This is a genomic window from Paraburkholderia sp. Cpub6 (genome assembly GCF_014201065.1).
Lineage (GTDB): Bacteria > Pseudomonadota > Gammaproteobacteria > Burkholderiales > Burkholderiaceae > Paraburkholderia > Paraburkholderia tuberum.
Genome location: NZ_JACHDM010000008.1, coordinates 134,763 through 150,333, shown reverse-complemented (window position 1 = coordinate 150,333; position 15,571 = coordinate 134,763). Strand labels below are relative to the sequence as shown.

At 63.5% G+C, this 15,571-nt stretch carries 13 protein-coding genes; 8 read left to right on the top strand and 5 right to left on the bottom strand.

All coding sequences use genetic code 11. The features are described from left to right. Window positions 1-12: 12 nt before the first annotated feature. Window positions 13-348 (bottom strand): hypothetical protein, encoded by a 336-nt coding sequence (locus HDG33_RS16650; RefSeq protein WP_184030578.1) that lies wholly within the window; start codon window positions 346-348, stop codon window positions 13-15. A 200-nt stretch (window positions 349-548) separates the two neighbouring features. Here HDG33_RS16650 and HDG33_RS16645 point away from each other — a divergent pair, with 200 nt between their 5' ends. From HDG33_RS16645 to HDG33_RS16630, 4 genes are all read left to right on the top strand, one after another. After that, window positions 549-2,519 (top strand): amylo-alpha-1,6-glucosidase, encoded by a 1,971-nt coding sequence (locus HDG33_RS16645; protein WP_184030575.1) that lies wholly within the window; start codon window positions 549-551, stop codon window positions 2,517-2,519. Window positions 2,520-2,570: 51 nt separating this feature from the next. Next, window positions 2,571-5,381, top strand: a complete 2,811-nt coding sequence (locus tag HDG33_RS16640) for an MGH1-like glycoside hydrolase domain-containing protein (RefSeq protein WP_184030571.1) — start codon at window positions 2,571-2,573, stop codon at window positions 5,379-5,381. 110 nt (window positions 5,382-5,491) lie between these two features. Further along, complete coding sequence (gene zwf, locus HDG33_RS16635) at window positions 5,492-7,111, top strand: glucose-6-phosphate dehydrogenase (protein WP_184030568.1); 1,620 nt, start codon at window positions 5,492-5,494, stop codon at window positions 7,109-7,111. Window positions 7,112-7,174: 63 nt separating this feature from the next. Continuing rightward, the gene (locus tag HDG33_RS16630) at window positions 7,175-7,999 is read left to right on the top strand and encodes an ROK family protein (RefSeq protein ID WP_184030565.1); all 825 of its coding nucleotides are present in this window, start codon (window positions 7,175-7,177) and stop codon (window positions 7,997-7,999) included. Window positions 8,000-8,136: 137 nt separating this feature from the next. Here the strand turns inward: HDG33_RS16630 and HDG33_RS16625 are convergent, their stop codons facing one another. The 3 genes from HDG33_RS16625 to HDG33_RS16615 all read right to left on the bottom strand — a co-directional run bounded on the left by HDG33_RS16625 (window position 8,137) and on the right by HDG33_RS16615 (window position 9,756). Further along, on the bottom strand, window positions 8,137-8,547 hold the full coding sequence (locus HDG33_RS16625) for a type VI secretion system amidase immunity protein Tai4 (RefSeq protein WP_184031221.1): 411 nt from the start codon (window positions 8,545-8,547) through the stop codon (window positions 8,137-8,139). 338 nt (window positions 8,548-8,885) lie between these two features. Beyond that, a complete protein-coding gene (locus HDG33_RS16620; RefSeq protein WP_184030561.1) occupies window positions 8,886-9,365 on the bottom strand; it encodes a hypothetical protein in 480 nt (159 codons plus the stop codon). Between the two features lie 4 nt (window positions 9,366-9,369). Continuing rightward, on the bottom strand, window positions 9,370-9,756 hold the full coding sequence (locus tag HDG33_RS16615) for a hypothetical protein (RefSeq protein WP_184030555.1): 387 nt from the start codon (window positions 9,754-9,756) through the stop codon (window positions 9,370-9,372). Window positions 9,757-9,957: 201 nt separating this feature from the next. On the opposite strand from HDG33_RS16615, the gene HDG33_RS16610 reads away from it, so the two are divergent. Further along, complete coding sequence (locus HDG33_RS16610; protein ID WP_184030551.1) at window positions 9,958-10,524, top strand: YbhB/YbcL family Raf kinase inhibitor-like protein; 567 nt, start codon at window positions 9,958-9,960, stop codon at window positions 10,522-10,524. A gap of 47 nt (window positions 10,525-10,571) precedes the next feature. Here HDG33_RS16610 and HDG33_RS16605 read toward each other — a convergent pair whose 3' ends face one another. Then, the gene (locus HDG33_RS16605; protein ID WP_184030548.1) at window positions 10,572-11,567 is read right to left on the bottom strand and encodes an aldo/keto reductase; all 996 of its coding nucleotides are present in this window, start codon (window positions 11,565-11,567) and stop codon (window positions 10,572-10,574) included. A gap of 278 nt (window positions 11,568-11,845) precedes the next feature. Between HDG33_RS16605 and HDG33_RS16600 the strand changes: the two genes are divergently transcribed. The 3 genes from HDG33_RS16600 (at window position 11,846) to HDG33_RS16590 (ending at window position 15,509) form a co-directional block, all read left to right on the top strand. Then, window positions 11,846-14,026 (top strand): TonB-dependent siderophore receptor, encoded by a 2,181-nt coding sequence (locus HDG33_RS16600; protein ID WP_184030545.1) that lies wholly within the window; start codon window positions 11,846-11,848, stop codon window positions 14,024-14,026. Between the two features lie 80 nt (window positions 14,027-14,106). Next, complete coding sequence (locus tag HDG33_RS16595) at window positions 14,107-14,790, top strand: Fe2+-dependent dioxygenase (protein WP_184030542.1); 684 nt, start codon at window positions 14,107-14,109, stop codon at window positions 14,788-14,790. After that, the gene (locus HDG33_RS16590; RefSeq protein WP_184030539.1) at window positions 14,787-15,509 is read left to right on the top strand and encodes a PepSY-associated TM helix domain-containing protein; all 723 of its coding nucleotides are present in this window, start codon (window positions 14,787-14,789) and stop codon (window positions 15,507-15,509) included. Before HDG33_RS16595 ends, HDG33_RS16590 begins: the two co-directional genes overlap by 4 nt. The last annotated feature ends 62 nt before the right edge of the window (window positions 15,510-15,571 follow it).

Below are 15,571 nucleotides of genomic sequence, written 5' to 3'. Positions count from 1 at the left end.
ATCAGTTGCGAACTAGTTGTTCGCGCTGTCGCCGGGCGCGTAGCGCATGACCGGCGCGACCTGCTGGCTGTCGGCCGCGAGACTGGCCTGCATGTTTTGCGTGATCGCGTCGGTGGCGGCTGCGCCACTTGCCGTGTTGTTCGCCGTGTTGTCCGCGAATGGCGCTGAGGCATTGGGAGTCGCCGCTGCCGCTGCCGCCATTGCGGGTCGTTGCGCCGCGTCGTTCGGCGCAAGGCTCGTGGTCGTCGCGTTGCTCGTGGAAGAGGAGTCGTCCGCGCCCCAACCGTTCAACGCTATCGTGGCAAGCGCCAGCAATGCGGCGCTCGCGATGCAACTGATTTTTCTCATGTCTGCATCCGGTTCGATGAAAGCGGGTGCAGTCTCCATTCCTTTCAAGAAATAATTGTGAAACGTTTGCGCCCGGCATAACTTTCGATAAATCGTCGGTTGATCGAAAGAAAATGGAAAGTATCGGGAAGATCAATGTTCATGGCGCTGCCATCTGCGCTATGTTTGCTGCTTTATCGTTTGCGCATGGGCACGATTCAATGACTCGCATCGATTCACCCATCGACATCTCGCAACTCGAAGACGAATGGCTCGAAGCCGACGGCTTCGGCGGCTTTGCTTCGGGCACGCTCGGCATGTTGCGCACGCGCCGCTACCATGCGCTGCTGCTAGCCGCGACGCGCGCGCCGGGTGGGCGCATGGTGCTCGTCAACGGTATCGAGGCGTGGGTCGAGGCGGGCGGCGAGCGCTTCGCGTTGACCATGCAACGCTATGGGCCTGACGTGATCTATCCGGATCTGCGCGGCCGCCTTGCCAGCTTCGACACCGCGCCGTGGCCGACGTGGCGCATTCAACTCGGTGCGCACGCGGCGATGATCGCCGACGTGTTCGTCAGCAAAGCGACGTGCGAAACGGTATTGCGCTGGCGGCTCGAAGGCGGCGAACTCGATGCGCCCGTGCTGAAGATCAGACCGTTGCTGTCGGGCCGTGACTATCATGCGCTGCATCACGTGAATCCGGCCTTCAACTTCGGCGCGCAAGTCAGCGCCGATCAATCGTGCGCAAGCTGGCAACCGTATGGTGGACTGCCGGTCGTGCGAGCGGCGACGAACGGCGCCTATACGCATGCGCCCGACTGGTATCGCAACTTCTGCTACGTGCGCGAGCAGGAGCGCGGTCTCGATTGCAGCGAAGATCTCGCGACGCCCGGCGTGTTCAGCTTCGATCTCGCGGAAGGCGACGCGGTGATGATTCTGAGCGCGTCGAGCACGTCCGCCACCGAATGCGCGAACGACAAACCCCAAACCACTGCCCACGCCGCCCAACTCGCCCACACTGAACAACAACGCCGCGCCGCACTCGGCTCGCGCCTGCAACGTTCGGCCGACGCCTACGTCGTCACGCGCAACGAAGGCCGCACGATCCTCGCGGGCTTTCCGTGGTTCACCGACTGGGGCCGCGACACGTTCATCGCGATGCGCGGCCTGCTGATCGAGTCGAACCGTCTCGACGATGCCGAAGCGATCCTGCTCGAATGGTCGGGCACGCTGTCCGAAGGCATGCTGCCGAACCGCTTCCCCGACTACGGCGACGCGCCCGAATACAACTCGGTCGACGCGTCGCTATGGTTCATCGTCGCGGTTCACGACTATCTGGCGACGCCGCATGCGGGCGCGCAAACGCGCGCGCATCTGCAGCAGGCCGCCGAAACGATCCTGACCGGCTACACGAACGGCACGCGCTTCAACATCGGCGTGTGCGTGGACGACGGCCTGCTGCGCGCCGGCATCCCCGGCGTGCAACTGACGTGGATGGATGCGAAAGTCGGCGACTGGGTCGTCACACCGCGCATCGGCAAGCCGGTCGAAGTGCAGGCGCTGTGGATCAACGCGCTGCGAATCGCGTCAGCATGGAACCCGCAGTGGCGGCAAGCTGCCGAGCGCGCGACGCTCGCGTTTCGCCGGCGCTTCGTCGATCCGGCCACCCAGGCGCTGTTCGATAACGTCGACGTCGATCATGTGCCGGGCACGGTCGACCGCTCGATCCGGCCGAATCAGATCTTCGCGGTCGGTGGCCTGCCGTTTCCGCTGCTCGAAGGCGCGGCGGCGCGCGCGGTGGTGGGTCAGGTCGAAGCGCAATTGCTGACGCCGCTCGGCCTGCGCACGCTCGCGCCGTCCGATCCCGCCTATCGCGGCCGCTACGGCGGCGCGCCGCGCGAACGCGACGGCGCCTATCATCAGGGCACCGCGTGGTTGTGGCTGATCGGCCCGTTCGTCGAAGCGTGGCTGCGAGTGAATGGCGCGAGTGCCGATAATCTCGCGCAGGCGAGGGCGCGTTTTCTCGCCCCGCTGTACGCGCATCTCGATCACGCGGGCCTCGATCACCTGTCCGAGATCGCCGCCGGCGACGCGCCGCACGCGCCCGCCGGCACGCCGTTCCAGGCCTGGTCGCTAGGCGAATTGCTGCGCGTCGAAAGTCTGCTTGCCCGGTTCGAGCACAACGGCGCGTAAACCGCGCTACGATGTGGGTCCCACCGCCAGGCCTGTTGCAAGGACGTCCTCATGCCGCCGCTGCGCGCTGCCAATCTGCTCGCCACGATCGAAGGTTCCCGACTGCATTCGCCCGAATGCGGCCACTGGCAGCGCTGGGGGCCGTATCTGAGCGAGCGCCAGTGGGGCACGGTGCGCGAGGACTACAGCGCGAACGGCACCGCCTGGGACTCATTTCCGCACGACCATGCGCGCAGCCGCGCCTACCGCTGGGGCGAAGACGGCATCGCCGGTTTCGGCGACGACCGGCTCAGCTGGTGCGTGTCGCTCGCGCTGTGGAACCGCAAGGACCCGATCATCAAGGAGCGCCTGTTCGGCCTGACCAACTCGCAGGGCAATCACGGCGAGGACGTCAAGGAGCTGTACTTCTATCTGGACGGCACGCCCACGCATTCCTACATGCGCATGCTGTACAAATACCCGCATGCGGCCTATCCCTACCAGGACCTGATCGACGAAAACGCGCGCCGCGGCGGCGATATGCCAGAGTATGAAGTACTCGATACCGGCGTGTTCGACGATCAGCGCTATTTCGACGTCCAGATCGAATACGCGAAGCACACGCCCGACGACATCGTGATGCGCGTGACGATCGAAAATCGCGCGGACGAAGCGGCGTCGCTCGATGTGCTGCCGCAAATCTGGGCGCGCAACTCGTGGTCGTGGAAAGAGAACAAGGACAAGCCGAAGCTCGTCGCCGGTACCGGTCATGACGGCTCGGTGCGTCTGCTTGGCCATCACCATGTGCACGAACCGATCGTCGTGACCGCGTGGTCGAAGGACGCGCCGCAACTCGCATGGCTGTTCTGCGAGAACGACACCAACGTGAAGCGGCTGTTCGGCATGGACGGCGCGGGCCCGTTCAAGGACGGCTTCAACGACTACCTCGTGCACGGCGACGCGAACGCGATCCGTCACGACGCGGGCACCCGGGCCGCCGCGCATGCGGCGCTCGAGTTCGGGCCGCACGGACGCGCGGTCGTGTATCTGCGCTGGCACCCGCAATCGGCGACCGATGAAGCGCCATTCGATGCCGACGTGTTGATCGCGCGCCGCCGCGCCGAAGCCGACGAATTCTATGGCGCGTTACAACACGAGATCACCGACCCCGATGCGCGTCTCGTGCAACGTCAGGCGCTCGCCGGCATGCTGTGGTCGAAGCAGTACTACCAGTACGACGTGCAGCGCTGGCTCGACGGCGATCCGCTGCAACCGAGCCCGCCCGCCGCGCGCAGGCACGGCCGCAACACCGACTGGCGGCATCTGTGCAACGCGGACATCATGTCGATGCCGGACAAGTGGGAGTACCCGTGGTACGCGTCGTGGGACCTCGCGTTTCACGCGGCCGCGTTCGCGCTGATCGATCCGGCGTTCGCCAAGAAGCAGTTGCTGCTGCTCGTGAAGGACCGCTATCAGCACCCGAACGGCCAGTTGCCCGCTTACGAATGGGCGTTGAGCGACGCGAACCCGCCGGTCCATGCATGGGCCGCGTGGCGCGTGTACGAGATCGACCGCGCGCTGACCGGCAAGGCGGACCGCGATTTTCTGGAGCTCGTGTTTCACAAGCTGCTGCTGAATTTCTCGTGGTGGGTGAATCGCAAGGACGCCGACGGCCACAATATTTTTCAGGGCGGTTTTCTCGGGCTCGACAACGTCGGCATCTTCGACCGCTCGTCGCCGCTGCCCACCGGCGGCCACATCGACCAGGCCGACGGCACCGCGTGGATGGCCGCGTACGCGCTCGACCTGATGCGCATCGCGCTCGAACTCGCCTACGCGAACCATGTGTTCGTCGATATCGGTGTGAAGTTCTTCGAGCACTTCCTGTACATCGCGGAAGCGGTCAGCTGCGACGACGGCTGCGACACGGGCCTGTGGGACAGCGAGGACGAATTCTTCTACGACAAGCTGCGCCTGCCCGACGGCAGCAGCATGCCGATGCGCGTTCGCTCGATCGTCGGACTGATACCGCTGTTCGCCGTGCACGTGCTCGAGGAGCGTCTGCACGGCGGCTTGCCGGGCTTGCGCGAGCGCCTCGTGTGGTTTCTCGAGCATCGGCCCGATCTCGCGAAGCTGGTGTCGCGCTGGAACGAGCCCGGCAAGGGCAACGCGCTTTTGCTGTCGCTGCTGCGCGGGCATCGGATGAAGGCGTTGTTACGGCGCGCGCTCGACGAAAGTGAATTTCTTTCCGATCACGGCGTGCGGGCGTTGTCGCGTTGCCATCGCGATCATCCGTTCGTGTACCAGCACAACGGCAACAGCTTCTGCGTGAAGTATCTGCCGGCCGAATCCGATACCCGCGTGTTCGGCGGCAATTCGAACTGGCGCGGGCCGGTGTGGATGCCGGTCAACTATCTGCTGATCGAATCGCTGTACGAGTTTCATCGCTATTACGGCGATGATTTCCGCGTCGAGTATCCGACCGGGTCGGGCCAGAAGTTCTCGTTGAGCGAAATCGCCGACGAACTCGCGCGCCGCGCGACCACGCTGTTCCTGAAGGACAAAAACGGCGAGCGGCCGGTGATGGGCGCGTACCCGCTGCTGCAGGCGGACCCGCGTTCGCGGGATCTGATCCTGTTCCATGAGTATTTTCATGGTGATAACGGTCGTGGCGTCGGGGCTTCGCATCAGACCGGCTGGACCGGGCTCGTCGCATTGCTGTTGCAGCCGCGCGCGATGGCGGCATCGGGCAACGTGCCGCTGGCGGGGGAACCGGCGCTGGCGCCCGCGCCGATTCCGGTGCCGGCGGCTTCTGCATCCGCGGTAACGCCGGCGGTGGCGAAAGAACCGGTACCGTCGCTCGCGGCCGCGACGACGAAATAAGCACGCTGCGCGCTCACGCGCGAACGCGATTGAACTGTGCGGCAGCGCCCGTGGTCTTTCATGTATCGCCGCGTTCGTTCTATCGGCTTACCGAGGTCCAAGTGAATCCCATGTCGACCACACCGAACCCTTCCGCTTCTCCCGATCAACCCAACGCAACGCCCGCCCTGAGCTGCAAGCTCAGCGCGAACCGGTACGACGCCCTGTCGTCGCCGGCCGGCAAGAAGCCCGCGCCGCCGTGCACGCTCGTGATCTTCGGCGCGGGCGGCGATCTGACCAAACGTCTGTTGATGCCGGCGCTCTACAACCTCGCGGTCGATGGCCTGCTCGACGACAGCATGAAGATCATCGGCGTCAATCACGGCGAGCGCGAAACGCGCGAATGGTGCGACGAACTGCATACCTCGCTGCAGAAGTTCGCCGCCGACAAGGCCAGCACCTTTCACGCCGGCAAGCTCGACGACAACGCGTGGAACTGGGTCGCGCAGCGCCTCGAATACATGGCGGGCGAGTTCGAATCCGACGATACGTTCGCGAAGCTGAAGCAGAAGCTCGATCAGTCGAAAGGCGGAAATGCGATCTTCTACCTCGCGGTCGGCGCGCGTTTTTTCAAACCGATCACCGACCGGCTCGGCAAAGCCGGCCTGCTGAAGGAAGGCGACGGCGCGAACGGCGGCTTTCGGCGTCTCGTGATCGAGAAACCGTTCGGCACCGATCTCGCATCGGCAAGCGATCTGAACGCGCACATCCTGTCGTATGCGCGGGAGTCGCAGGTGTACCGCATCGATCATTTTCTCGGCAAGGACACCGTGCAGAGCATCCTCGCGGTGCGCTTCGCGAATGCGATGTTCGAGCCGATCTGGCGGCGCGAGTACATCGACTGCGTGCAGATCACGGCGGCGGAAACGATCGGCGTCGAGGGGCGCGGCAGGTTCTACGAGCAGACCGGCGCGTTTCGCGACATGGTGCCGAACCACCTGTTCCAGCTGCTCGGCATCGTCGCGATGGAGCCGCCGAATTCGTTCGACGCCGAAGCCGTGCGAAACAAGAAGGCCGAGCTGTTCGACGCAATCCAGCCGCTGACGTCCGCCGACGTCGTCTTCGGCCAGTACGAAAAAGGGCCAGCCGGCGTGGGCTATCGCGAGGAGCCCGACGTCGCGCCCGGCAGCACGACGGAAACCTACGCGGCGGCGCGCGTGTTCGTCGAGAACTGGCGCTGGGCCGGCGTGCCGTTCTATCTGCGTACCGGCAAGCGGCTCGCGGTGCGCCGCACCGAGGTTTCGGTGCAGCTGAAGCCGGTGCCGTTCCGCCTGTTCCGCGATACGCCGGTCAACGCATTGACGCCGAACGTGCTGACCATTCGCATCGATCCCGAGCACGGCTCGAGCTTCGACTTCAACGTGAAGGTGCCGGGGCCGGTGATGCAGGTCGGTCCGGTACAGTCGTCGTTCAACTATGGCGACTTCTTTGCGGAAAGCGCGAACGTCGGCTACGAGACGCTGCTGTACGACTGCATGTTTGGCGACGCGACGTTGTTTCAGCGCGCCGACAGCATCGAGACGAGCTGGTGCGCGGTCGACGACGTGCTGCATCCGAGGAGTGGCGGCGCGGTTGCCGTGCGCGGCTATGCGGCCGGCAGCGACGGGCCGGCCGAAGCCGACGCGCTGCTCGCGCGCGACGGCCACGCGTGGCGCCCGTTGCAGCAGAAAGCGCCCGGTGGCAAGTCGTAGCGGCACCTTTGAACCAACCCGCAGACACGCATCACAACCGCCTCAACACAATCGGGAGACATCGTGGCAACACGCAACAAGAACGCAGTGAAACGGAATGCGCCGACAAGCGGCAGCGAGCACATCCTCGCGATCGATGTCGGCGGCACCGGCCTGAAGGCCGCGATCATCGACGCCGACGGGCAGATGAAAACCGAGCGCGTGCGCGTTGCGACGCCGCATCCGTGCACGCCGGATCAACTGGTGGACGCGCTCGCGCAACTCGTGGCTCCGCTCATCGAGCAGATGCGGCCCGTCCGTATCTCGATCGGGTTTCCGGGTGTCGTGCGCAACAACCGCATTCTGACCGCGCCGCACTTCGGCATCGAAGGATGGCACGACATTGCGCTCGCGGATTCGCTCGCGCAGCGCCTGGGCGGACTGCCGGTGCGGATGATCAACGACGCCGAAATGCAAGGCTTCGCGGCGATCGAAGGCCACGGCCTCGAATTCGTGCTGACGCTCGGCACCGGCGCCGGCACCGCGATGTTTCGCGATGGCGAGCTGATGCCGCATCTGGAGCTCGCGCATCATCCGGTCAGCAAGAAGGGCGTGGCGTACGACGAATACATCGGCGAGGCCGCGCGCGAGCAGATCGGCAACAAGCGTTGGAGCCGGCGTGTCGAGAAGGTGATCGGCATTCTCGAGTCACTGGTCAATTACGACAAGCTGTGGATCGGCGGCGGCAACGCGGCGCGCATCAAGTTTTCGCTGCCGGCGAACGTGGCGACCGTATCGAACGACGCGGGGATCGAGGGCGGCGCGAAATTGTGGCATCCGCTTTCGGTGCGCGAGACGCGACAGTATCCGGAGGCGACGCAGAAGACGGGGCGGTTCAAGCCGAAGTGAGGCGGTGGATTGCCGCTGCCATCACGTATCCAGCGCCGCGGCTCCACGTCCAAGGGTTCATATCAACTCATCAACGATTGCCAAGGCGATCCGTGCCCGAGCACTGGTCAGCGCTTCGACGCTGGACGTGCTCATAACTACTTCGGCTCTGCTGGCAACGGATTATCTTGCCTGTAAGTGCGCCTGGGGTTAATGACCAAACGCTTGACCTGTGCGTCCAATTCCTTACTGTGATACAGGTTCAGACACTTCAGGAAATCGAAACGGACACCTTCAGTTTCCGATTCAACCAGCGGGTTTTGATAATTTCGCGCCAGATAATTGTCCACCAAGGTTTTGATCGCGTCTGGAGCCTTCTCCAAGTCGTAGTAAGTCCAGTCTCGCAATGCACTGACGCTGCTTCCCGCATCCATAGCAGCATCTTTGTCGTTCCTGTAGGCGTTCGCTATACAAGTAGCCAGAACCATGTCTTTGTAATTCTGTGCGTAAGTACGTGCTCCAGCTTGTGGAGTCGCACGTTGATCGCCTTTTGCATAGCAAGCAGACATGCCGAAGATGAGGGCAAAACCAGTTAGGATGCCAACCCCGACCTTCTTCACGGCAAACTCCAGAAGTTCGCGCGGTCAGTGCGATACTTCGCCTCAGGTTCGTTGAAATAGTAGTGGTCGTAACAGTAGTTTTCGCGCAATTCAGTTGTCCATTCTGATCAAGTAAAGTTGACACACCTCTCGCCGTAGATGCCCATCCGTCAACGTTAAAGTGGTTCACACGCAAGCGAGTGAACCGAGTCTTGTGTCGAAATCTACTGTCGTTGCATATCTGTGGCTGCCGCAAACTCGGAGGCAGTGCACGGGGTGACGGCTCGTTCACTGCTTCCGCGGTTTGTCTAACGCCCGACGTTTGTCGTACTTGCGCGCAAGGCAAATGTTTTGCCGTCGAACGCGTAGTAGTAGGTTCCGTGCTCGGCGCTTTCATTGCGGCTACCGTGAGCGATCAGCAGGCAACTGTCTGCGCGATAGGCAAGCGGCTCCGTGATGTCCAGCGGCCAATCGGAAACCGTGAACGGCAGCGAAGTGACGCGGCCCGAGTTCGTATCGATTGCCGCCGCCATCACGCATCCAGCACCGCATCCCCACGTAGCGAGAACGTAGTGGCCCGCGAAGTTAATCGGCTCCTTTGCGGCTTCACGAAGAATGCTGCGGTAATGACGTGCCGTCGCGTCCGTGAATATCATGCGTGGCATCGGAGCGTGCCTGGACTCGACAGTGGCGGGACAATCCTCAAACCGGGGAACCGATTCCGCAAGGGCCAAACCGGATACTGCGCCGAACATCAATGTGGCAATAAGCCAGGACGAAAGACGCATCGTTTTAATACCAGTGGTGTTGTTGCCAGAATCCTCTGGCCATATTTGCGGAATGGTAGCGGCCATAAATGTAACGGATTCCGCCTTGGCACTCCTCCTTCGCATTACCGAATGATGCCTCTCCGCGGGGGTTCAAGCTGTATTGCGCGCGCAGCAGTTGAAACAGACCACGCGCTGTTGAAGTCCCGTTGCGCGCATCGACGACACCGGCGGATTCCTGAGCCATGATCCATAGCAGATCGCTGAAATCCTTGTCTGGAATGCGCTCGGTGCGCATGGCGTCTTTCAGCGCATTCTGAACCGTGAGCGGCACAATGCTTGCCGGCTTCTCTTTCCATTGCGGCGGCGCAGTTTTCGTTGGGCGATGCGAGTGGGCGTGTTTTGTAGACATTCAGGCAACTCCATTTCTTTCTTTGAACGACAAAGGGGCAAGAACGAATTAATCAGTCGATCACGTAGGATCGCTATCTGTTTGATTCGCGTAGCCCCATGCGCAATATGCCGCCTCTTCCATCTCAAAACAACATTCTCGTTATAGTTGCTCTCTGAACTGCAAAGCTCTCAACGGCACGTCCAACTCCGGAGACTCCCAATGACTCGCATCCACCTGAGCCTCGCGCGGCGCCTCCTCTCCGTCGGCGCGTGCGCGCTGCTCGCTTACGCGAGCGCGCATGCGTATGCGGCACAGGCCTTCGCGGTGTCGTCGCCGGGACTGGCCGATGGCGGCACGCTCAACGCAAGCCACGCGGCGAGCGCGAACAATTGCGGCGGCGGCAACGTGTCGCCGGCGCTGCAATGGCATAACGCGCCGGCCGGCACGAAAAGTTTCGCGGTGACGATCTTCGATCCCGACGGCGCGAAAGGCCTCGGCATCGTGCACTGGATCGTCTATGGCATCGCGCCTACCACGACCGGACTCGCCGAAGGCGAAGCCGCGCCGGCGGGCAGCGTCGCCGGCACGAATCGCACCGGCGGCCCCGGCTATTACGGCCCGTGTCCGCCCGTCGGCGAGGTACCGCATCACTACGTGGCGCAGGTCTATGCGCTCGATCTGCCGCCCGACGCATTGCCGGCCGGCTTGACGCGCGACGCGTTCCACGCCGCGATCAAGGATCACGTGCTCGTCGCGACGAGCACCGTGCTGCGCTACGGACGATGAAGACGCGCGGCCGAACGCCGGGCCGCGCCCGATCTGCCGGCGGGCGCCTAGCGCGCCGCGTCCCCCCAGCGATACTGCACGCTCGCTTCATCGAGCTGGGTCTTGATCGCGGCGTCGAGCGTGAGCCCGGTCGCCGCGAGCGTATCGCTCAACTGCTCCGCGCGGCTCGCACCAATGATCGCCGACGTAATCAGCGGATTCGCGAGCACCCACGCAAGCGAGACCTTCGCCAGCGATTCGCCAGTCGGCGCGACGATCGCCTTCAGCCTTTCGATCGTGTCGAACTCGCGCTCGTGCCAGTAGCGCTCCTGATACATCGCGCCAGCCTTGCCGACGCTTTCGGTGAAGCGCCCTTCGGCGGGCGTCGCGTCGAGCCGGTGCTTGCCGCTCAGCAGTCCGCCCGCGAGCGGGTTATACGGCATCACGGCCAGCTGCTCCTCGGCGGCCAGCGGCAGCAGCTCGCGCTCGATCTGGCGAAACAGCAGGTTGTAGCGCGGCTGGACCGACACGAAGCGCGCGACGCGGAGCACGTCCGCGCGCCCCAGTGCGCGCGCGAGCCGGTAGGCGAGAAAGTTCGACACGCCGATATAGCGCGCCTTGCCCGAGCGCACGATCGCATCGAGCGCTTCGAGCGTCTCGTCGAGCGGGGTCTTCGCGTCGTCGGAATGGAGCTGGTACAGGTCGACGTAGTCGGTGCCGAGGCGCTGCAAGGACGCGTCGATCGCATCGAGCAGGTGCTTGCGCGACGCGCCCTGGTCCCACGCGGCGGGCCCCATCTTGCCGACCGCCTTGGTCGCGACGATGAAGCGCTCGCGTTTGCCCTTCAGCCAGCGTCCGACGATTTCCTCGGTGCGTCCGGCCAGATTTTCGTCGCCGCCGAGCGGATAGACGTTCGCGGTATCGATGAAATTGACACCGGCGTCCGCGGCCGTGTCGAGGATGCGGTGCGATGCGACTTCTTCGGTTTGCAGCCCGAAGGTCATGGTGCCGAGACACAGGCGAGAAACGGTCAGGCCGGTGCGGCCGAATTGGCGATATTGCATAAAGTCGACTCCAGAGGGGAAGGAAAGCGCTGCCGAAGCGATGAAACTACATTGTTGTAAAAAGGATAAACCGAGTCGCGATTCGATGTGCCCGACGCACGCCGGGATTGCTGACTTCCAGTAGATATGAAATGATAGCGATTCTCATTTAAACCTAGCCAGCCATCCCGTCATCTCCATCTCACACTACGGAGAGCGGCAGCCAGCCATTTGCGGCTTTGTCATGAATTCGACGTCAGTGATGCGAATCTGACAAACGCATTTCTGACGGGATTTCCATGCTCAATCACACGCCGCTCGCGACAGCGCTAGCGCTCGCTTTTGCCATTCCTTTGGCGACCCCGGCGCTCGCGCAAAGCGCGCCGCAGAACGCACAAACCAACGCCCGGAACAACACACCCGCCGCCGCGCAGACGCTGCCGACCATCGGCGTGCAGGCTCAGGCCGTTCAGCAGGACTTCCAGGCCGACCGTGCGACCGTCGGCGCCAAGACGCCGACCGCGCTTCGCGACATTCCGCAGACCGTCACCGTGATCAATCGCGACCTGCTCGCCTCACAGGGCGCGACGTCGTTTGCGGACGCGCTGCGCAACGCGCCCGGCGTGACGATCGGCGCGGCCGAAGGCGGCCAGATCGGCAACAACATCAACCTGCGCGGCTTCACCGCGCAGAACGACATCTATCTGGACGGCTTTCGGGACCGCAATCAGTACTACCGCGACACGTTCAATCTTGAATCGCTCGAAGTGCTGTACGGTCCGTCGTCGATGCTGTTCGGCCGCGGCTCGACCGGCGGCGTGATCAACCAGGTCAGTAAGAAGGCGAACCTGACGGACTCGGCGGAAGTCTCCGGCATGATCGGCACCGACGAGCGCTACCGCTCCACCGTCGACGTGAACCACAAGCTCACCGACACCTCGGCGATCCGCCTCAATGCATTCGGCCAGAGCCTCGGCTCGACGCGCGACGTGATGAAGAACAAGGACTTCGGCGTCGCGCCGGAACTGCGCTTCGGCATCGGCACGCCGACCGAGATCACGCTGTCGGCGCTGATCCAGCGCAACCACGACATGCCCGACTACGGCATCCAGGCGCTGAACGGCCGCCCGTCGCCGGTACCGAAGAACACGTTCTACGGTTTGACCAGCGACCGCACGATCCAGGACGTGCAGATCTTTACCGCGGCGATCAAGCACAAGTTCTCCGACGCCCTGACGCTGACGAACCAGACGCAGATCTCGCACTCCATGACCGACGCGCGCGAAACCGCGCCGCAAGCGGTGCTGACCGGACCGCTGTCGTCCAGCACAGCGTTGACCAACGGCAACTTCACGACGCTGTCGCCGTCGCAGCTGTTCATCAAGCTGCAAAGTCATGACCGCGTGATCCAGAATCATGCGATCTACAACGACACGATGCTCGAATACAAATTCGACACCGGACCGATCAGGCACGACCTGATCGCCGGTGTCGAAGTGGGCCACGACAGCTATACGAACCAGGCGTACACGCGCAACAACCTGCCGATCGTGCCGATGCTCAATCCGCCGATCATGGGCACGCCGTCGAACGTGACGACGACGGTCGGCAACTACGCCGATTCGAGCGCGAACGAAATTGCCGCTTACCTGAACGACACGATCACGCTGACGCCGCACTGGAAGCTGATCGGCGGTGTGCGCTGGGATCGTTTCTCGGCGGGAATCCGCAATACGATCAGCGCGCCGGCTTATGCGAGCCAGACCAACTACTTCACGAGCGTGCGCGCGGGCGTCATCTACCAGCCGACCGACTGGCAGTCGTACTACGTGTCGTACGGCACGTCGTTCAACCCGTCGCTCGAAAACCTGACGGTCACGAACCGCACTCAGAACCTCGCGCCGGAATCGACGAAGTCGTATGAAATCGGCGGCAAGTGGGATCTGTTCGGCGGCAACATGTCGGTGACCTCGGCGATCTTCCGCGAGGAAAAGGACAACGCGCGCACGCAGGTGTCACCGACCGAGTACCAGCTCGCCGGCAACATTCGCGTCGACGGCTTCCAGGCGGGCGTGACGGGGCACATCACCGACAAGTGGCAGATTTTCGGCGGCTACACGTACATGGACGCGACGATCCTGAAAGCGGCCGACGGCACTCAGGGCCACACGCCGGCCAACACGCCGCGCAACACGCTGACGTTCTGGACCACGTACGCGATAACGCCGCATTGGGAAATCGGCGGCGGTCCGATCTACATGTCGCCACGTTATGCGTCGAATACGAACTACGTGAAGGTGCCGGGCTACACGCGTTGGGACGCGACCGCTGCCTATCACGCGAAGAAGTACGACGTGCGCCTGAACCTGCTGAACCTCACCAACAAGTACTACTACGACGCGTTGATTCCGTCGGACGGGGGACGTTCGGTGCCGGGCATCGGCCGCACGCTGCTCGCGACGTTCAACTACCGCTTTTGATACGCGCTTTTGATACGCACTGAGCGCATGCGTACGGCTTGCCGCTGTTGCGAACGGCAAGCCGACGCGAAGGACACACTATGTTGCTGCACATTCCGAAGGTACTGGACGCCGGGCAGTTGCGCTTCATGCGCGAGCGGCTCGATCGAGCCGGCGACGCATGGGTCGATGGCCGCGCGACCGCGGGCTATCAGGGCGCGCCGGTCAAGCGCAATCAGCAGATTGCCGAGCACTCGACGCTCGCGCGCGAACTCGGCGATGTGATTCTCGCGGCGATCGAACGCAACCCGCTGTTCATCAGCGCGGTGCTGCCCAACCAGGTCTATCCGCCGCTCTTCAACCGCTACGAGGGCGGCATGCAGTTCGGCAGCCACGTCGATGGCGCGGTGCGCGTGCTGCCGAACGGCGTGAAGCTGCGCACCGACGTGTCGGTGACGCTGTTTCTCAGCGCGCCCGACGAATACGACGGCGGCGAACTCGTGATCGAGGACACCTACGGCGTGCAGCAGGTGAAACTGCCGGCCGGCGACATGATCGTCTATCCGGCGACGAGTCTGCACCAGGTGACGCCGGTCACGCGCGGCGCGCGGGTGGCGAGCTTCTTCTGGGTGCAGAGCCTCGTGCGCAGCGACACGCATCGCGCGCTGCTGTTCGACATGGACACCGCGATTCAACGGCTCAATGCCACCCATGCCGACGAAGCTGCGCGACGCAGCCTCGTCGGCTGTTATCACAATCTGCTGCGCACCTGGAGTGAAACGTGAGCGTCTCGGACACCCTCGACATTCAACCGCCCGCGGCCGGCGAACATGACGCGCAGGAGCCGCGTCGGCTCGATGACCATGAACTGAAATCGCGCCAGCAGCGCCCGCGTCGCGCGACCTTCATCAAGTGGCTGCGCAAGGTGCATGGCTGGGTCGGATTGTGGGGCGCGGCGCTTGGTCTGCTGTTCGGCACGACGGGCTTCTTTCTGAATCATCGCGGTGGCCCGCTGCGCGTCTCGACCGGCGAGCCGCAGGTGTCGGTGATGCAGGTGCCGCTGCCGCAACCGGCGCCGCAAACGCCGCGCGAGCTCGCGAAGTGGCTCAAGCAGGAGCTGAAGATCGCCGGCAATCCGGGGCGCGTCCAGAAGGAAACCGAGCATCCGGTGGCGTGGGGCGATCGCAGCGTCGTGCAGCCCGAGCACTGGCAACTGAGTTTCGGGTCGCCGAAGGAAAACACGTCGGCCGAATACTGGGTCGGCAACCACACCGTGACGGTCAAGCGCAGCGCGAACACCTTTCTCGCGATGCTGACGAACATGCACAAGGGTGTGGGCTTGAGCGTCGGTTGGGTGCTGCTGATCGATACGCTCGCGGGCAGCCTGATCCTGCTGTCGTTGACGGGCGTGCTGTTGTGGACCGAGTTGAACAAGCGTAAGACGGTGGGGCTCGCGCTCGTGGTCGGATCGATTGCGGCGGCGGTGGTGTTGGGGACGATGTAAGGGCGCAGCGCGACGCTTCGGGCGACGCCTGCGCGCTGACGGGCAGGCTTTGAGCGGTCCGC